19 protein-coding genes are annotated in these 17,621 nt (G+C 34.7%); 13 read left to right on the top strand and 6 right to left on the bottom strand.

The window, feature by feature from the left end; all coding sequences use genetic code 11:
- The first annotated feature begins 9 nt into the window (after positions 1–9).
- The 5 genes from ACO05K_RS02795 to ACO05K_RS02775 all read left to right on the top strand — a co-directional run bounded on the left by ACO05K_RS02795 (position 10) and on the right by ACO05K_RS02775 (position 2,459).
- Positions 10–330, top strand: a complete 321-nt coding sequence (locus ACO05K_RS02795; protein ID WP_421942946.1) for a MazG-like protein — start codon at positions 10–12, stop codon at positions 328–330.
- A gap of 3 nt (positions 331–333) precedes the next feature.
- Positions 334–669, top strand: coding sequence for a nuclear transport factor 2 family protein (locus ACO05K_RS02790; protein ID WP_421942945.1), 336 nt, complete (start codon positions 334–336; stop codon positions 667–669).
- Between the two features lie 19 nt (positions 670–688).
- Positions 689–1,381, top strand: coding sequence for a helix-turn-helix transcriptional regulator (locus ACO05K_RS02785; RefSeq protein WP_421942944.1), 693 nt, complete (start codon positions 689–691; stop codon positions 1,379–1,381).
- A gap of 75 nt (positions 1,382–1,456) precedes the next feature.
- Positions 1,457–1,873: a DUF1761 domain-containing protein gene (locus ACO05K_RS02780; RefSeq protein ID WP_421942943.1), complete on the top strand. Its 417-nt coding sequence runs from the start codon at positions 1,457–1,459 to the stop codon at positions 1,871–1,873.
- Between the two features lie 7 nt (positions 1,874–1,880).
- Complete coding sequence (locus ACO05K_RS02775) at positions 1,881–2,459, top strand: YdeI/OmpD-associated family protein (protein WP_421942942.1); 579 nt, start codon at positions 1,881–1,883, stop codon at positions 2,457–2,459.
- Positions 2,460–3,143: 684 nt separating this feature from the next.
- Here the strand turns inward: ACO05K_RS02775 and ACO05K_RS02770 are convergent.
- The gene (locus tag ACO05K_RS02770; RefSeq protein ID WP_421942941.1) at positions 3,144–5,651 is read right to left on the bottom strand and encodes a DPP IV N-terminal domain-containing protein; all 2,508 of its coding nucleotides are present in this window, start codon (positions 5,649–5,651) and stop codon (positions 3,144–3,146) included.
- A 171-nt stretch (positions 5,652–5,822) separates the two neighbouring features.
- On the opposite strand from ACO05K_RS02770, the gene ACO05K_RS02765 reads away from it, so the two are divergent.
- From ACO05K_RS02765 to ACO05K_RS02750, 4 genes are read left to right on the top strand one after another with little or no spacing between them, the layout of a single operon-like run.
- Entirely contained in the window at positions 5,823–6,701 is an 879-nt protein-coding gene (locus ACO05K_RS02765; protein WP_421942940.1) for a polysaccharide deacetylase family protein, read from the top strand.
- A gap of 46 nt (positions 6,702–6,747) precedes the next feature.
- Positions 6,748–8,109 (top strand): M1 family aminopeptidase, encoded by a 1,362-nt coding sequence (locus ACO05K_RS02760; protein WP_421942939.1) that lies wholly within the window; start codon positions 6,748–6,750, stop codon positions 8,107–8,109.
- A gap of 12 nt (positions 8,110–8,121) precedes the next feature.
- Positions 8,122–9,009, top strand: coding sequence for a polysaccharide deacetylase family protein (locus tag ACO05K_RS02755; RefSeq protein WP_421942938.1), 888 nt, complete (start codon positions 8,122–8,124; stop codon positions 9,007–9,009).
- A 36-nt stretch (positions 9,010–9,045) separates the two neighbouring features.
- On the top strand, positions 9,046–10,212 hold the full coding sequence (locus ACO05K_RS02750) for a DUF3298 domain-containing protein (RefSeq protein ID WP_421942937.1): 1,167 nt from the start codon (positions 9,046–9,048) through the stop codon (positions 10,210–10,212).
- Positions 10,213–10,320: 108 nt separating this feature from the next.
- On the opposite strand, the gene ACO05K_RS02745 is transcribed toward ACO05K_RS02750, so the two are convergent.
- The 5 genes from ACO05K_RS02745 to ACO05K_RS02725 all read right to left on the bottom strand — a co-directional run bounded on the left by ACO05K_RS02745 (position 10,321) and on the right by ACO05K_RS02725 (position 13,270).
- Complete coding sequence (locus ACO05K_RS02745; protein ID WP_421942936.1) at positions 10,321–10,773, bottom strand: 3-oxoacyl-ACP synthase; 453 nt, start codon at positions 10,771–10,773, stop codon at positions 10,321–10,323.
- 35 nt (positions 10,774–10,808) lie between these two features.
- Positions 10,809–11,153, bottom strand: a complete 345-nt coding sequence (locus tag ACO05K_RS02740) for a DUF1801 domain-containing protein (protein WP_421942935.1) — start codon at positions 11,151–11,153, stop codon at positions 10,809–10,811.
- A gap of 105 nt (positions 11,154–11,258) precedes the next feature.
- Positions 11,259–11,831, bottom strand: coding sequence for a nitroreductase family protein (locus ACO05K_RS02735; protein ID WP_421942934.1), 573 nt, complete (start codon positions 11,829–11,831; stop codon positions 11,259–11,261).
- Between the two features lie 112 nt (positions 11,832–11,943).
- The gene (locus ACO05K_RS02730) at positions 11,944–12,483 is read right to left on the bottom strand and encodes a hypothetical protein (protein ID WP_421942933.1); all 540 of its coding nucleotides are present in this window, start codon (positions 12,481–12,483) and stop codon (positions 11,944–11,946) included.
- Between the two features lie 97 nt (positions 12,484–12,580).
- Entirely contained in the window at positions 12,581–13,270 is a 690-nt protein-coding gene (locus tag ACO05K_RS02725) for a hypothetical protein (protein WP_421942932.1), read from the bottom strand.
- Positions 13,271–13,715: 445 nt separating this feature from the next.
- Here ACO05K_RS02725 and ACO05K_RS02720 point away from each other — a divergent pair, with 445 nt between their 5' ends.
- The 4 genes from ACO05K_RS02720 (at position 13,716) to ACO05K_RS02705 (ending at position 17,585) form a co-directional block, all read left to right on the top strand.
- Complete coding sequence (locus tag ACO05K_RS02720; RefSeq protein WP_421942931.1) at positions 13,716–15,338, top strand: ABC-F family ATP-binding cassette domain-containing protein; 1,623 nt, start codon at positions 13,716–13,718, stop codon at positions 15,336–15,338.
- Positions 15,339–15,416: 78 nt separating this feature from the next.
- On the top strand, positions 15,417–16,073 hold the full coding sequence (locus tag ACO05K_RS02715; RefSeq protein WP_421942930.1) for a hypothetical protein: 657 nt from the start codon (positions 15,417–15,419) through the stop codon (positions 16,071–16,073).
- A gap of 36 nt (positions 16,074–16,109) precedes the next feature.
- Positions 16,110–16,784: a hypothetical protein gene (locus ACO05K_RS02710; RefSeq protein ID WP_421942929.1), complete on the top strand. Its 675-nt coding sequence runs from the start codon at positions 16,110–16,112 to the stop codon at positions 16,782–16,784.
- A gap of 96 nt (positions 16,785–16,880) precedes the next feature.
- Positions 16,881–17,585 carry a DUF4397 domain-containing protein gene (locus tag ACO05K_RS02705; protein ID WP_421942928.1) on the top strand — a complete coding sequence of 235 codons (705 nt, stop codon included), beginning with the start codon at positions 16,881–16,883 and terminating at the stop codon, positions 17,583–17,585.
- Positions 17,586–17,621: the final 36 nt, after the last annotated feature.

The raw sequence follows: 17,621 nt of genomic DNA, 5'->3' as shown, positions 1-17,621 counted from the left end.
AAACATAAAATGGAAGAATCTGATTTCAGTTCGATAATTGAGCGGTCTAAAAAATTACGGGAAGCTTATCATAAGCTGGAAAGGCAGCATCACGGAAGTGAATGGACTGTAGAAGAAGATGCTCTTGCTTTTTTAACAGATGCAGGTCTTGTTGGGCGCCACACCATGTCGCAACAGGAACGTTGGCCAGCAAACAACACGGAAAACGAACTCGAACACAAATTAGGTGAATGCATTTGGTGGCTTGTTATATTGGCCGATAGAATGAACATCGACATTAAAGAAGCAACTGAAAAGTTTCTAACTAAAACCGAAAAACTAATTAAATAATAGATGGATATAGAGGCTTTTATAAAAGATTGGCTTGAAAAAAGCAATGCTTATAACACTGAAAAATATTTAGAAAAATGGCATGAAAACGCAATTTTAGATGATCCATCTGTTGGGCAAGTATTCAAAAATCATTCAGGCATAAGGAAATATTTTGAAAGCTATTTTATTGGCTACAAAACTCAAACTAAGTTGGAAAAACTTGAAGTCACTTCTGAAAACGAAGCAAATATCGAAGTAGAATTTACAGGCGAATTTCCTGAAGGAAAAATTGGAGGAACCTTTCATTTTATTTTTAAAAATGGAAAGATTGATAAGGCAATAGCAAATTTGCTATAACATCATCCTAAATTGTAAAATGAATACCAACGATACCAAAAGACTTTCTAGGCTTACTGCAATTTTAACACAGCTGCAAACCAAACGACTTATAACCGCAACAACCCTGGCTGATAAGTTTAATGTTAGTGTTAGAACAATTTACAGAGACATTAGGGCGTTGGAACAAGCTGGTGTTCCCATTTTAACAGAAGATGGAAAAGGTTATACCTTAATGGATGGCTATAAAATTCCACCTGTAATGTTTTCTGAGAGCCAGGCAAATGCATTAATACTTGCAGAACAGTTGGTTTTAAAAAATAGAGATTCTTCCTTCATTAAAGATTATACAGATGCCGTTGATAAGGTAAAAGCAGTGCTAAAGCAGGCAGATAAAGACAAAGCCAATTTACTTGCCGACAGAACCAGGTTTGAGCAAAACATCAACAGGGAAAGAAACAGCGATAATATTTCACAACTGCAGCAAGCTTTAACCAACTTTTACCTAACTAAAATTGATTATACTAACGAGCAGGGAAAAATCTCAAACAGAATTATCGAGCCTTTTGCATTAATTAGTACTACAGAAAATTGGTTACTCGTTGCATGGTGTCGGTCTCGAAAAGAATTTCGTTTTTTCAGGCTGGATAGAATTGCAAATCTTCAGGTGCTTGCAGAAAGCTTTACCCCGCACAAAATGACTTTGCAAGAATATTTTGATAAATACCATTAATTTGTTTTAACCCCTGACACAGGGCTGTCACACACCCACTTTATTTTTGTGGCTCATCATTTAAAATTATAAAATATGATTAGTCAATTATCAAATCTAAATTGGATTAGCATTTTAGTCGCATTCTTAGCGTATTGTATTCTCGGAGGCTTATGGTTTACGCTACTTTTCAAAAAGCAATACGCCATTTCATTAGGTAAAGAAAATACATTACCAGAAAAACCTTCGCCTATCTTTATTATTGGTCCGGCTGTTTGTTCTTTAATAATTACGATTGCTGCGGCAATATTAATGTATGCTTTAGACATAAATTCTTATGCTCAAACAATAGAATTTGCGCTGCTTGTTGGCATTGGCTTTTTAGTTGCAAACACCATTAACATTGCAATAAATCCAAATATGCCAAATCCTATTCATTACGGAATCATAAGTGGTGCTTATCATATTGTAGGAATTTTAATCGTATCAATTATTATTTTTGCTATGAAATAGTGAAATAATGGCTGAAGATATTATCGAAACATTTTACCCAACAAGCAGAGCTGCATGGAGAGCATGGTTACAAGAAAATCATAATTCATCGCGGGCGGTTTGGCTAATTTGCTATAAAAAGAAAGCGAACAAACCAACAATCACCTGGGAAGAATCTGTTGAAGAAGCTTTATGTTTTGGTTGGATAGACAGCATCAGAAAAACAATTGATGATGAAAAGTTTATCCAGTTTTACAGTAAAAGAAAACCGAACGGAACCTGGTCTAAAATAAATAAGGATAAAATAATTCAGCTGATTGAAAAAAAATTAATGGCTGAAGCAGGTTTTACAAGCATAGAAAAAGCAAAACAAAACGGCTCTTGGATAATTTTAGATGAAGTTGAAGCTCTAGTTATCCCTGCTGATTTAGATGAAGCCCTTGCACAAAATCCTAATTCAAAAGAGTTTTATTTGAGTTTAAGTAAATCGACTAGAAAGGCGATTTTACAATGGATAGTTTTAGCTAAACAGCCTGAAACCCGACTAAAAAGAATTAATGAAATTGCCGAACGGGCAAGTCAGAATCTTAAACCTAAGCATTTGTAGTTTATTTAAACCCTCGGTCTGTGTACTCACAGACCGAAACAATTATTAAATGGTCTGTGAGGACACAGACCATGGGCGTAAGCTTTTCGAAGGAGCTTCTAAAACTAAACTTTTATTTGTTTGCTACATTAAGATAAGTAATATTTATATAGAGATGCTGAAACAAGTTCAGCAAGACGAGCGGACAAAATTTTTATCTCTCGGTCTGTGTCTCCACAGACCGAAATAATTATTAATGTCCTGTGTGGAATACGCACCATGCTATCCGGCATAGCAAATGATGGCAGGTTAGGCGGTTGAAACTTTTGTAGAAATTTTAACCAAGCACTGAATCAGGCAGCGCCTCCTCCCGATTTTTCATCGGGCTTGCGCTGCTGTTATAAAAGTTTCGGCCAGCATAAACGACATCATGTGCAAGCCTTGATTTTTGGTTACCTTTTTATCAAGAAAAAGGTAAAAACCTGTCCGGTTAGGACAAAAACATTACAACCACCCCCAACCCCTCCTTGAAAATAAGGAGGGGAGTTTCCCCTCAAAGTTTCTATAATTCTCGATCTGCAAAGATACATACCATGGTACAAGATGCTGAAACAAGTTCAGCATGACGAACGAGGCGGGTTTTAAACCCAACAAAAAAGGCTTGTGTAAAAAACACAAGCCTTTTCGCTATTACAAGCTAATCATTTACTTCCCAGTTTTTTCAATATCCCTATCCATTTCTGTCAAATCAACATCTTCAGGATTTGAAAAATCACCGATAAGGTATTTATTAAAATGGTCTGCCAATTTCCAGAAAGCGTATTCTGTCATATCGCCAAAACCATGGCGCTGACCAGGAATAATTAAAAAATCAAAGCGTTTTCCAGCCTTCATTAAAGCATTTGCAACACGTATCGTATTTGCCGGATGAACGTTATTATCAACATCACCATGCATCAATAATAAATGACCTTTTAAGTTTTTAGCCAAATCTGGGTTTTTATCAATGCTATATTTAAATGATGTATCGCCCTTTAAAGAAACAATTTCTTTTACACCATGATGTTTTTCACTCCACCAACGATTGTAAATACTATTATCGTGGTTACCTGCGTTTGAAACCGCAGCTTTAAAAAACTCAGGGTAAACCAACATTGCCGCGGTCGACATAAAACCACCACCAGAGTGACCAGTTATACCAACTTTTGTTTCATCGATGTATGAATATTTTGAAGCCAATTGCTCAATTGCAGTCTTTTTATCAGCCAATCCATAATCGCGAAGATTGCCATAACCATAAGTATGATACCATTTAGAACGTGATGGATTACCGCCACGGTTACCAACCGTAATTACGATGTAACCAAACTGTGCCAAACGCTCGGTACGGTCCATGCTTTTGCTAAAAGCTTTGTTTACAGCTTCCGTTTGTGGACCAGGATAAACATACTCTATAATCGGGTATTTTTTATTCGGGTCGAAATCAAATGGCTTGTACATTACGCCATATAAATCTGTAATACCATCATCAGCCTTAACTTTAAATGGTTCTGGAAATTTATAACCAGAAGCCATTAGTAATGATAAATCAGTTGTCTCTAAATCCATTACTTTTCTACCGGTTTTATCGTAAACGCTGGATTTTGGAGCTGTATTTACTCTTGAATAATTATCAACAAAGAAAGTATTGTTATCATTCATACTTGATGAATGATCAAAATCTCCTGCGTTCAGCAATTTAAGGTTTGAACCATCAAAATTAATGCTGTATAAGTGAAGGTAATATGGATCTTCTTTTGCCTCTCTCCCATTTGCAGTGAAATACAACATGCGGTTTTTCTCATCAATATTTACAATGCTTTCACAGTGAAAAGCGCCTTTAGTAATTTGATTTTTAAGCTTTCCGTTTCCATCAAAAAGATAAAAATGTGCCCAACCATCACGTTCGCTCCAATGAATTAATTCTTTACCATCGTTTACCAAACCCGGACGATTTACCTCAACATAAGTATTAAAACGCTCATCAATTAATGGCGTAACTTTACCTGTAGCAATTTCTACTGTACCAATATCAATTCTCTTTAAATCGCGGCTGGTACGAGAAAAATATAGCTTACTATCGTTACCCAACCATACCGAAGGACGGAATTCGTTATCGCGATCTTTTGCCAAACTTGGTTTACCCCAAACCCCAATCGTTTGATCTTTAAATGCAGAAAGGTTTAACTTTTTAGAAGTTTTAGCAGCAAAATCAAACAATAAAGTTTCATCTTTTGGTGCTTCAGCTTCGCCTGGCATTTGATATTTGTAGGTTTCTAAAGTTGGGCGTCCAGGCGTTACACTATTGATAACCCATAAATCTTTAACTTTACGAGAATCTGTTCTATCTAAAACAAAATATTTTGAATTTGGCGACCAAAGTACATAAGCGCCACGGCGCTTTTTATTATTCTTTTCGTTTTCAACGTTGTTTTCTCCATCTCCATCACTTCCGTAAGAATAAAATTTAACACCATCTTTGGTAAGCTGATGTTCTACAATTGTGCTGTCATCTTCGTTTTTAACAGCTTTTTTGTAGTTTTCTTTATCCATCCAATACAAATTATAATTGCGTGAAAAGATAATTGCTGATGAATCTGGCGCAACAGAACCCCATCTTGGTTTCGGTTTTGGCTTACTGTAATTAGGTATTTCTGTAAGTTTAGTAGTTGCCAAGTCGTATCTGAAAGAAAAGATTTTCTTCTGCATTGAATCTGCGGCTTTTTTATCTTTCCTATCTTGCTTCAACTCATCAATTGTACTTTTAATTTCGAAAGTAATGCTTTTCTCATCTGATGCAAATTTTAACTCATCCAATGGTAAATGCTCTGCATCAAAAGGATCGCGAACGATTAAAGTAATATCAGCAGCAAGCTTTGCATTATCAAACATTAGTTTTTTACTTTTCGTAGCAGGATCTACCAGATACCAGAATTTTCCCTTCGGACTTTCGAAATTGTACCAGAAACGGTTGGTAAGTTTTAGCCAATGCGGATCTACAGAAGTAGAATAAACCATTTTCCTTAGTTTATTCGGCGAGAATCGCGATGCTAACTGATAATTTGCCTTAGGTTGTGGGGCAGTATTTTCAGAAATAGTGAATGTTTTAGTTTGTGCAGCAACCGATAACGATATTATCTGAGCAAAAAAAACAAGTTTGTAAAGTTTATTCATTAATAAGTTGATTTTTAGTCGCCAAAAATATTTATTAATACGATAAAAGAGGGTTTTGATGTGTAATAAATGCGTTAGCTAGCATAGTAGATTTCAAATATTTATCAACACTATATGTTTTGACTTTAAATAGTTTACAGTTTTTTTAGTTTTGTGCTAAATATCTAAAACATGAAATTCAAAATTCTAACCATTATAACGGCTTGCGCTATTTTAATGAGCAGCTGCCAATCTAAACCTCAAATCGAAGCAGGTAAAACAACAGATTCTACAGACGTAAATACACCAGTTGAAGGCAATAAAACTGCAGCAATTGATGTTTCCAAAATAAAAGTTGCCGACGCAAAAACGATTTTAGACAGAAAACAAGTTCCTATTTTATGTTATCACCAGGTAAGAAACTGGAAAGCAACAGACGGAAAAGTTGGTAAAGATTATATTGTAGAAATACAAAACTTTAAAGACCAGATAAAAATGTTGGCCGACAGCGGTTACCATACCATATTACCCGATCAACTTTATGCTTATTTAAATACTGGTGCAGCTTTACCGAGCAAACCAATTATGTTAACTTTTGATGATACAGATCTGGATCAGTTTACAATCGTAAATCCAACATTAAAGAAACATGGTTATAAAGCAGTTTATTTCATTATGACGGTTTCCATCGGTAAAAAAGGAAAATTTGTTGATTATATGAGCAGCGACCAGATTAAAGAACTTTCTGATGAGGGCAATGTAATCGGTTCGCATACTTACGACCACAAAAACTTTAAGAAATATGCAGGCAAGGATTGGGAAGAGCAATTAGATAAGCCTACAAAAAGATTGGAAGAAATCACCGGCAAAAAAATGACCGAGTTTGCCTATCCTTTCGGTTTATGGAATGCTGAAGGTATTCCTGAATTAAAGAAACGTGGTTTCAGAATGGCTTACCAACTCTCAACAAAACGCGATGAGAAAGACCCATTATTTACCATTCGCAGGATTATAGCAAGCGGCTATTGGAGCCCAAAAACGCTTAGCAATAGTATTAAAAATAGTTTTTAACCTCTAAACCCTGGCAAATGCCGGGGTTTGTTATTTAAACCTCAATATGAAAAAAATTCTCTCACTTTTAATTACATTTTGCTGTATAGCTTCCTTGAAAGCACAGATCCCACACCTAAGTGGTCAGGTAGAAATTTCGATGTCTACTGGCCAGATAAGTTGTAATTTTAAGATATCGAACATTCCGGATTTAGGTAAAGAATACCAGATTTTGTTAAACAAAGGCTTCAACATTAAATACATAAAAGATTCTGTTGATAAAACTTTAAGCTACTCTGGCTATTACAATGGAAAAATGCGTGGCGAAGGTTTAACCTACATACCTCTGGCCGGAAATGACGTATTAATAAATCCTAAAACTTTGCACATTAATTATGTTGGTTCTTTCCCGATTTATACAGATACATTAAATTTTACAGATTTTAAAGGTTTAATCGCCTTTAATGGAAAAACCATGCGTGCAACCGACCAATCTAAATGGTATCCAATAATTTACGATGTAAAAAACGACAGGCAAATTGAGCAGCTAACTTTCGATATTGAGGTAACCAGCAAGGATGCTAAAACCATTTTTGTTAACGGAGATTTACCGAAGGCGGCACCAAAAGCAAGATTTACATCTAAAGTACCACTATCGCCCATGTTATTTGTCGGCAATTATGATGTTCAAAACACTAAAAATGCAATGTTTTTAAATACTGCAATGAATGCTAAACAACTTAAAGTTTTTGAAGAAAATATTGCAGAAATTAAAGCATATTATTCTAAAAATCTAGGCATACCATATGAAACAAAAAACGTTTTTATTGAGCACGAGCCTATTGAAAAATTTAATAAAGGAAGAAGTTGGGGATTTGTATCCTTTCCTGTTATAGCATTTGCGGGTATTAAACTTGGTGATATGGTTAACGAAGAAAAGTCATCCTTGAAAGATTCGACCGATTACCCTTTTATTGCACACGAAATAGGCCACTATTACTTCGGTGATGTTTTGCAACCAAACTCAACATTATTTTGGTTCTTCTTGGAATCAACAGCAGAATATTTATCTGTAAAAGCGGCAGAAGCAAAATTTGGAAAGGAATTTACTGCAAAATATTTCAGAGAACGTGGAAAAGAACTCAAAAACTTTAAAGCAGTACCATTAAACAAAATTACCGATATGAACCAGGTTTCTGGAACATACAGATATTATTACGGTCCGTTTTTGTTAAGAGGCTTAGAGCAAATCATTGGCGAAAAAAGAATGTTTAAATACCTGACTACGGTTTTAAAAGCGAAAAAAACATTCACCAATTATGATTTTTTAAAAGAAAATGCAATCAAATCAGGGATTACTGAAAAAGAATGGTCAACCTTTGAAAAAGAATTTATTCTTTCCGAAAACGCTGTATCTTTGATAAAATAATATAATAAGAAGTTGAAAATATACTTAAAAACAACCACTCAATCCCTTTTAACTGCAATATTCTTTGCTTCAATTTTTATTTCATGCGCCAATAATCAGGCAAAAGAAAACGCTGAAAAACCAAATATTTCTGAGGAAACTAAGGTTGATACAACAAAACAACAACCTGCTGATGCGAAAACTATTTTAGCTCGGAAGGAAGTTCCTATTCTGTGTTATCATCAAATAAGAAATGCTTTGGCTAGCGATAGTAAAAGAGCCAATGATGATATTATTGCCCCTGATAAATTTAGGGAACATATGAAAATGTTAGCCGATAGCGGTTATCATTCTATTCTGCCTGATCAGCTTTATGATTATCTGGTTTATGGGAAACAACTTCCAGAGAAACCAATTATGATAACTTTTGATGATACAGATGAAGACCAGTTTACGGTTGGCAACTCTACATTAAAAAAACATGGCTTTAAGGGTGTTTATTTCATCATGACGGTTTCTATTGGTAGAAAAGGCCGAATTAACTACATGACCAAGGAGCAGATTAAGCAACTGGCTGATGAAGGAAATACGATTGCCAGTCATACCTATGATCATAAAAATTTTGCTCACTTTACTGATGAGGACTGGAAAACCCAGATAGACGAGCCAACAAAAAAACTGGAACAAATTACTGGTAAAAAGGTAGAATATTTTGCATATCCGTATGGAGTTTATAAGGCTGCAAACCTGCCAAAATTAAAAGAACACGGCTTTAAAGCCGCATTTATTTTATCAACAGAGAGAAATGAAGATTATCCTTTATACACTATTCGAAGAATTGTTGATCCGGGTAGATATTCTGCAAAAAACCTTTACAACAGCATAAATAAGAGTTTTAATAAAACAAAACCTAAATCGTAACTGTAGATAAATAAGAATCGAAATCATCTTTCAATAATGAAAAAATTAATCTACTTAAGTTTACTTAGCCTTTTAGCCATTTCTGCTTGTAATAACACCAGCAATAATAACAATTCAGAAAACACAGATAGTGTTAAGAAAAATAACGAAAAACTAGGCGCTACATTTTATAAAAGGTTAGAGGGAACAATTGCCGGCAAACCTGTAGTAATGCATTTGCAGAAAGTAGATGATGATTATAGCGGTGTGTATTCTTATAATGAAGCCTGGTTAAATTTATCAACCGATACCTTAATCGGAAAAGATAGTGTTGTCCTTTTCGAAAATGGTTTCTACGATTATTATTTTGATAAAGACGCGAAGCAAAAAAGAATCAGTTTAAAATGGAATGGGCAGGGATTTACAGGCACATGGAAAAACGATAAGGACAATAAGACCTATCCTGTTTCACTTATAGAAAAGTATCCCGAAGGAAGTTATCAGTTTACTGCAGCAGTTTATCAGGATTCTGTAAAGGCGATGCTTAATGATGAAAAGTCTCCAGCGGCACAAATCAGTTTCGAATATCTAAGTGCAAAAACCGATAACGATGATGGAAAATGGCTAGATAAGCAGTTAAAGCAAATTTTTGATATCAAGATGGTTGATGTCGATAGAAATCTTGGATTTAAAAAAATTGCTGATGCCTATTTCAAAGATTATAAAAACCAAATTAAAGATCAGCAAAAGAATAGTCCTGACCGAGGTTTCTTGCAATGGATGAACTACACCAATAATACCCAACAATCTATAGCATATAATGATAATAATTATGTTGTGGTAGATTTTCTGGCCGATGCTTATACTGGGGGTGCACATGGAAATTACGGAAGCACTATGTTTTGTTTTGATGTTAAAAATAAAAAGCAAATGGTGTTAAGTGATATAGTAAAAATCGACTCTAATACTTTGCAGAAAATCCTTGAAAAAAATCTAAGGAAAGATTACAATATAAAGCCAAATGAACAATTAAGCAGCGTTTTGTTTGATAATTTCATAAAGCCAAACAAGAACTTTTATTTCAATGCAAATGGATTAGCTTTTATGTATAATCCTTACGAAGTAGCAAGTTATGCGCAAGGACAAATCGTGGTTTTTATTCCTTACTCGGATTTAAAAGGCTACTTAGTTCCGGCATTTGTAGAGCGAATGAAAATTCATTAGCATAGTATTTCGGTCTGTGGAGACACAGACCGAAGCCAAGTCTGAATTCATTTCAACATCTTTTCTAATACGCCATGGTCTGTGTCTCCACAGACCATCTAACTGATTTTAAAGAATCTCTTTAATCAGGTACTTTTTCCCGTTAAAAGTTAACTCCACTCCTACTTTCTTACCTATAAAAAGTTTGCCAATTGGTGCGGCCTGAGAAACAGCAAAGAAAGTTTGTCCATCGGCTTTTAATTCTCCTGCACTTATGCTGATGTAAAAATTACCTTCATCGGTCAAGACCAAACTGCCGTTTTTAACTTCTTTAGCAGCGTCTACATTTTCTATTTGTTGTAATGCTATTTTCTGCTGACCAGCCTCGTAAAGTAACTTGCTGTTTCTATCCATCTCCTGCTGCATCATTTCCCGTGTAGTTTCGTACTTATCTCCAGCACTACTTTTTGTATCATCGTTTGATGCTTGCCTAGCCTGAAGCATTGAATATTCAATATTTTCTATTCGATTTTGAATAAATGTTAAGCACAGCTGATACAATTGAGATTTTAAAGCAGACATATTTTTATGATGGAAAAGGGTAAATGGATGATGGATTAACTGCGTAAGGCCAGGGCTTGTTTGAGAATAGATTTTATCTTTTCCTCTGGTATATCTTCGAGATGATTGATTAGTAAAATCTTCATTCTTGCTCTTTTTTCCTGCAACAAATCTTCGTGGTCTATTTTATTCCCATCAACCAAACCAATGTAAGGCTGATGGAATTTTTTATGAATCCAAAGATAACAGAACATTTTTCCTTTATAGTAATAAAAAGGCAATCCATATTTCCAATGTTCAGTAATATCTTCATAACCGTTAAGGAGCAACCTTAAATATTGAAGGCAACTTTTCATTGGTTCATCTTTTTGCTCAAAGAAATTATCTAATGGGTTAAGCATATTTTAAAGATTAGATTTATTGTTTTATCGCTAAATTGTTGGGCATTTTTTCCGAACCAATGAACCAATGAACCAATGAACCAATGAACCAATGAACCAATGAACCTATTCCTCTATCCAATTAACCTTTTCTTCAATCGAAGTACGATTAGGTGCCCAAGGTTTTTCGTTATGATAGCCCATGTAGAACAAACCGATGCATTTTTCATTCTCTTTTAAGCCTAAGAAACTACCTAAGTCGTGAATTAATGGTGGCGAACTCCAATAAGCACCAACTTTTAAGCTCTCGGCCGTAAGCGCCATATTTTGAACGGCACAAGAAACAGCAGCCAATTCTTCCCATTCAGGAATTTTACCAGTAACTGCCATATTTATGGCAATTATACAATCTGCCTGACTAGTTTTTTCAGCGAAACTATCATATTTCTTTTGGAGGAAATTTTGATGAGAAACCAATTCCTTATAGAGTTTTCCCAGTTCAGCGCCTAGTTTTGCCAAACCTGCTTTCCTGATTACGGTAAAACGCCATGGCTGCGTTAGCTTATGTGTAGGTGCGTAATTAGCAGTTTCTAAAATCTGATTAATAACCTCAACAGGAATCTCCTTTTTTATATAACTAGCCGGAAAAATACTGCGACGTTCTTTTATTACCTGTGAAACGATGTCGTAATTGCTCATTGTGTAAAAATAGCTAAAAGGTGAAAGATTAAGGCTGAAAGCCCAAGGCAAATTAAACATTTGACGTTTTAATGTCTTCACACTTTTTACTTTCTACTTTAAGCTTTGGTCTTTAAGCTTTCAACTGTTCCCTAATCTGTTTAACCTTAGCAAAAAATGCAATGCTTTCCTTGTCAACTAAAAATTCCATCGTAACAATTAGTTCTTCTTTAATCCATTGATGTTTTGGAATAAAATTAGCCAGAATATTTAAGCAATGAGATTTTACTGCAACAGGAATATTTTCATCAATTAACCAGGCAAAAACTACTTCTACAATTTTGTCAGTTTCATAACCTGAAATGATGGCTTTAATTTCAGATGATGCCTTTTTACCAGTCATAAAAGCCAGAATTTTAACATAATGGCGTAGAGCAGAATTATTATTTTGTTGGGGAAGTTTGCCTAAGAAATAATCAACCTGTGGTAAAAACCTCTCTTGGTGATTGGAATAAATCCTTTCTAAAATCCATGCAGCTCTGAAACCGACCTGCTCATCTTGATGAAAACTTAAATCAATTAAATCTTTTGCCACACAAGCTTTGTTTGAAGCAAGATTTTCTACTTCGATTTTACCGATAGGTTTCTGTATGATATCTATTAAAAATTGCATTGTTAACCGCAGTATATTAATAGCATAAAATTAAAAATAATTGCCTTCTGTTAAAGCAAAAGGCAATTAAATTCAAAGTGTAGAAATAATGATTTAATTAATTTTCTGGAACAAAAACTTTATTACCAAAAATATCAGTTTTGTAGCTACCAATTTTTTTACCATTTCGGTCTTCTACAATAGTGTTACCGAAAATATCTACTTTTTGTTTGGAGATAAGATTACCTCTATCATCTTCAATAATGGTATTACCAAACGAATCGGTTTTCTGCTTTCCGATGGTTCGGCCATTTCCATCTTCGATTATCGTATTTCCAGAAATATCTTTTTTGTAAATACCAACAGTTTTGCCACTATCATCTTCAACTATGATGTTGCCAAAAACATCTGTTTTTTGTTTCATAGCAACTTCCTTCTTGCCATTTCCCGGCACTATTCCGCCAAAATGGTTATCTCTATCCTTTTCTAAACTTTGTCCGTTTTCAGTTTTGATTATGGTACTACCTGAAAAGTCTTGAGTACGTTTTCCAATAATTTTGCCAGATTCGTTTTCTAAGACAACGTTATCAAAAAAATCTGTTTTCTGAGTACCGATAGTTTTACCATCCTTATCTACAATAATGGTTTTGCCGAAGAAATCTTTCTTCTGTTTGCCAATGGTATTATCCTTTTCATCGACAAGAATGGTATCACCAAAAAAATCTACTTTGTATTTATAAGTAGTGGTTTGACCGTGAGCCAATGGCCCGATAATAGACATGAAGATGCCTAACATTAATTTTTTCATAATTGTTTCAATTTGTGTGTGTGGAAACAAAATACGAAAATGAAAGCAAGAAATAGCATTTCTATAATAATTAAATACCGTCAGCTGAAGCTGACGGCAATGATATAGAAAAACGATAAGCATGAGATTATTTTCATTGCCGTTGGTTTCAATCAACAGATAAAAAACAATTACATGTGGGCTTCAGCCAAAATAATACTTTGGGTTTTATTTAGCCAAAAGCATGATACTTTGTTAAATAAACCAGATTGAACAGAAATACTTTTTGTTGCAGGTCTTCGACAAGCTCAGACTGACAATAACAAAAAGATTGAAGTGAAAGCGGGACTACAATTGCCACATAAACAGAACCAATCATTTTCAAATTATTAATCCTACACCTTTTGCCTTCTACCTTTCTACCCTCAACCTTTTTCCCTATCTTTGCGGCTTATTTCTATTTAATATGATTTCAGTTTCTAATTTATCGTTAAGATACGGCAAACGCACATTATTTGAAGACGTTAACATTAAGTTTACCCAAGGCAATTGCTATGGTGTAATTGGTGCTAACGGAGCAGGTAAATCTACTTTCCTGAAAATTTTATCGGGCGAAGTAAGCCAGACTTCGGGTAGCGTAGCCTTCACTCCAGGAGAAAGAATGGCGGTTTTAAAGCAAAACCACTACGAATTTGATGAGTTTTCGGTATTAGAAACCGTAATGATTGGTCATAAAGAACTTTATGCCATCATGAAAGAGAAAGATGCCATTTACATGAAAGAAGATTTTACCGAAAAAGATGGCGAACGTGCCGGAGAATTGGAAAACATCTTCGCTGAAATGGATGGCTGGAACATGGAAAGCAATGCAGCAACCATGCTAAGTAACTTAGGCATAACTGAAGATAACCATACTAAATTGTTAAAAGAGCTAGATAATACACAAAAAGTACGTGTGTTACTGGCCCAAGCGCTTTTTGGTAATCCTGATATTTTATTACTGGATGAGCCAACCAACGATTTGGACATTGAAACGATTGCCTGGTTAGAGAATTTCCTGGCTGATTACCAGAACATTGTATTGGTAGTTTCTCACGATAGGCACTTTTTAGATGCCGTTTGTACGCACATTGTGGACATTGATTTCGCAAAAATGAGTACTTACACGGGTAACTATACTTTCTGGTATGAGTCTAGTCAGCTGGCGTTAAAACAACGTAGCGACCAGAACAAGAAAATGGAAGATAAGGTGAAAGAGCTACAGGAATTTATCCGCAGGTTTAGTGCGAATGCATCGAAATCAAAGCAAGCTACTTCTCGTAAAAAGGCATTAGATAAAATTGATATAACTGAGATTAAAGCATCGAGCCGTAAATATCCAGCTATTATTTTTAACAATACAGGTAGAGAAGCGGGTGACCAGATTTTACAGGTTGACGCTTTGGGCAAATCAGGTAATGATGGCGTATTGTTCGACAAAGTTACTTTTATGGTAAACAAGGGCGATAAAATTGCAATCTTATCTCAAAACAGTTTGGCTACCGCAGCATTTTACGATGTTTTAACGGGCAGAACGCCTGCTGATAAGGGCGAATTCAAATGGGGCGTTACCATTAGCACAGCTGATATTCCGAATGATAACTCTGAATATTTTGCTGGTAAGGATGAAAACCTGGTTGATTGGTTACGCGAATATTCTGGAACGGATGCCGATGAGCAATTTGTACGTAGCTTTTTAGGTCGTATGTTATTCTCTGGTGAGGAAGTTTTGAAAAATGTAAAAGTACTTTCAGGAGGTGAGAAAATGCGTTGTATGTTCTCGAGAATGATGTTACAACAAGCCAATTTGTTGATGTTTGATGAGCCAACCAATCACTTGGACTTAGAATCAATTGAAGCGTTAAACAACGGTATGAAAGATTTTAAAGGTGCTGTTTTATTTACCTCACGAGATCACCAGTTAACGGAAACGGTTGCAAACCGTATTATCGAAATTACACCAAAAGGTACTATTGATAAGTTAATGACTTACGATGAATACATTAACAGTGCTGAAGTTGCTAAACTTCGCGAGGAAATGTATTCTTAGTATTTAAGTTTAAATATTTTTTAAAAGAGTTTTGATATCACATCAAAACTCTTTTTCTTTATAAGACTAATCCATCTTATGAAAACGCTCGCCTCACTCCTTTTATCTTTACTTTGCTTTTCGGCATTTGCCCAGAAAAGCGATTCGACACGTATTAGAAAAAGCGCAATTGGTTATGATTTGATAGAAGAAAGCACCGAATTAAAATCAAAGCCTCACATTAAAAATGGTTCAGCTGAAGTTTTTTTCCACAAGAAACTTGTTGCGACAGGTTTATATAAAGACAATGAAAGAGTTGGTAGATGGCGTTTTTTCAATAGAGATAGCCTTTCTCAAGTTTATAATTACAACTCAAAAAAAGTTGAATATAATGTTCCTGACACAACAATCAATTATAATATAGATTCATTAAATCAAGGCGATAAAGTATTATACCCGGTAAAAATTGGTACAATGAATAATTTGTACTGGTATCTAACTTCAACGGCAAGAGTACCTGAAGAACTGTTTCAAAAGAATACCGACTATAAAGTAACCTTCTTTTTAAACATCAATAAGCTGGGAAAAATAACCAAGCTTGTAGTAGACTATAAATCGGAAAACAAGAGCAAAACTTATGAGATTGTAGACCAGGCCCATCGATATAAAGATTTCGAATTTTCTCCCGCAATTGTAAATGGTAATGCTGTGGATAGTCAAATGATTTTAAAAGTTATGGCAAGAATCGGTTATTGAATATCTGACTAATCTTTTATATAATATTTTCAAATTATGAAAACGCTCACGCTCCTCCTATTACCAATTATTGGCTTTTCCGCATTTGCCCAAAAAAGTGATTCTACACATACACATTATAAAATTATTCGTGGTGGAATGATTGAACATTCTACAGAACTAAAATCTAAACGTTATATTAAAAATGGCGAATCTGAGATAAAATCAGGAAGAATTTTAGTTGCAACAGGCTATTACAAAGATGGAGAACGTTATGGAAGATGGAGATTTTTTAATCGTAAAGATACGCTAGAGCAGATTTACAATTACACAACTAAAAAGTTAGAGTACAATTTAGAAAATGAAAGAATCACGATTTCCTTTGACTCACTAGAAATAGGTGATAAAGTTGTTAAACCAGCAAAAATAGGCGGAGTCACATATGCGATGAATTTTTTATTTGGGATGTTTAATCGCCCATACGAATTTAGAAATGCAACTGGTAAAGCAAAAATAGATTATATTTTCAGCCTTGATGAAAACGGTACACTTCTCAAATACGAAATAAAAGTAGAGTCTGCAATGTATAATAATACAGAAACTATAAAGCTCAGTAGATTGCGTCCAGAAGATTTTCTATTTACACCAGCCAAACGTAATGGTAAATATGTTAAAAGTAAATTGATTTACAGTTGCGAGGTTAATTTTGATAACAGACAAATAAATTTTTAAGTCGCTGTAGCGTTTCTTTAACTCACTTCGTTTTATCAGAAAAAGTGTTAATGGCCATTAACCAATTTTATTAAAAAATTGATTTAGAACATTAAAATGAAAACTACTCTGAAAAACTTTAGCACAACTACAAAAATTATACTCTCTCTTCTTGCCGTTACTTTATTTTTTTCAGCCTGTAAAAAAGATTGGGAAAATTCTGATTCGATTACTGTATCGGGTATTGGCTTCGTGCATGCATCACCGGGAACTGGTGCCTTAGATTTTATTGTTGGAGGCCAAAGAGCTAACAATGTTGATTTTACTTTTGGAAAAGATTTAGGCTATTATGGCGCTTACCCTGGAACTCGTTTATTTGGAATTGCAAAGAAAGACACTTTAAAATATCTTTCTACACTTGATGTAACCTTAAAACCAGGTGTATTTTACTCTGCATTTGTTGTAGATGTTTTACCGGCACCGAAAATTTTGGTTTTTGAAGATGACTTAAAAGCACCGGAAGCAGACAAGGCGAAAGTTCGTTTTATAAATTTAAGTCCGGATGCGCCAGCTTTAGATTTAGCCATTCAAGGTAAAGATGCTGCCTTATTTACGGCAAAAGCTTACAAAGAATCAACCGCTTTTATATCAATAGACCCATCAGATAATTATACTTTCCAAATTAAAGAAGGTGCAAATGTAACTGCAACACTACCTGCAACTAAAATTGAAAAAGGAAAAATATATACGCTTTGGGCAAAAGGTTTAAAAAGCAAAACCGATAGCACTAAATTTAATTTGGCAATATTAAGTAACAAATAACACCTACATATGAAAGGAAAATTAACATCATCCATA

This window comes from Pedobacter sp. (assembly GCF_965227205.1).
Taxonomy (GTDB): Bacteria; Bacteroidota; Bacteroidia; order Sphingobacteriales; family Sphingobacteriaceae; genus Pedobacter.
Note: the sequence above shows the minus strand (reverse complement) of the source record. Positions and strands in the feature narration are given on the sequence as shown.

Excerpts from the sequence above, each read along its gene's own strand:
- ACO05K_RS02760 (WP_421942939.1), top strand. The coding sequence starts at position 6,748 with ATGAAAAAAATTCTCTCACTTTTAATTACATTTTGCTGTATAGCTTCC.
- ACO05K_RS02785 (WP_421942944.1), top strand. The coding sequence starts at position 689 with ATGAATACCAACGATACCAAAAGACTTTCTAGGCTTACTGCAATTTTA.
- ACO05K_RS02770 (WP_421942941.1), bottom strand. The coding sequence starts at position 5,651 with ATGAATAAACTTTACAAACTTGTTTTTTTTGCTCAGATAATATCGTTA.
- ACO05K_RS02720 (WP_421942931.1), top strand. The coding sequence starts at position 13,716 with ATGATTTCAGTTTCTAATTTATCGTTAAGATACGGCAAACGCACATTA.
- ACO05K_RS02765 (WP_421942940.1), top strand. The coding sequence starts at position 5,823 with ATGAAATTCAAAATTCTAACCATTATAACGGCTTGCGCTATTTTAATG.
- ACO05K_RS02780 (WP_421942943.1), top strand. The coding sequence starts at position 1,457 with ATGATTAGTCAATTATCAAATCTAAATTGGATTAGCATTTTAGTCGCA.
- ACO05K_RS02790 (WP_421942945.1), top strand. The coding sequence starts at position 334 with ATGGATATAGAGGCTTTTATAAAAGATTGGCTTGAAAAAAGCAATGCT.
- ACO05K_RS02730 (WP_421942933.1), bottom strand. The coding sequence starts at position 12,483 with ATGCAATTTTTAATAGATATCATACAGAAACCTATCGGTAAAATCGAA.
- ACO05K_RS02750 (WP_421942937.1), top strand. The coding sequence starts at position 9,046 with ATGAAAAAATTAATCTACTTAAGTTTACTTAGCCTTTTAGCCATTTCT.
- ACO05K_RS02745 (WP_421942936.1), bottom strand. The coding sequence starts at position 10,773 with ATGTCTGCTTTAAAATCTCAATTGTATCAGCTGTGCTTAACATTTATT.
- ACO05K_RS02715 (WP_421942930.1), top strand. The coding sequence starts at position 15,417 with ATGAAAACGCTCGCCTCACTCCTTTTATCTTTACTTTGCTTTTCGGCA.
- ACO05K_RS02795 (WP_421942946.1), top strand. The coding sequence starts at position 10 with ATGGAAGAATCTGATTTCAGTTCGATAATTGAGCGGTCTAAAAAATTA.
- ACO05K_RS02710 (WP_421942929.1), top strand. The coding sequence starts at position 16,110 with ATGAAAACGCTCACGCTCCTCCTATTACCAATTATTGGCTTTTCCGCA.
- ACO05K_RS02725 (WP_421942932.1), bottom strand. The coding sequence starts at position 13,270 with ATGAAAAAATTAATGTTAGGCATCTTCATGTCTATTATCGGGCCATTG.
- ACO05K_RS02735 (WP_421942934.1), bottom strand. The coding sequence starts at position 11,831 with ATGAGCAATTACGACATCGTTTCACAGGTAATAAAAGAACGTCGCAGT.
- ACO05K_RS02775 (WP_421942942.1), top strand. The coding sequence starts at position 1,881 with ATGGCTGAAGATATTATCGAAACATTTTACCCAACAAGCAGAGCTGCA.
- ACO05K_RS02740 (WP_421942935.1), bottom strand. The coding sequence starts at position 11,153 with ATGCTTAACCCATTAGATAATTTCTTTGAGCAAAAAGATGAACCAATG.
- ACO05K_RS02705 (WP_421942928.1), top strand. The coding sequence starts at position 16,881 with ATGAAAACTACTCTGAAAAACTTTAGCACAACTACAAAAATTATACTC.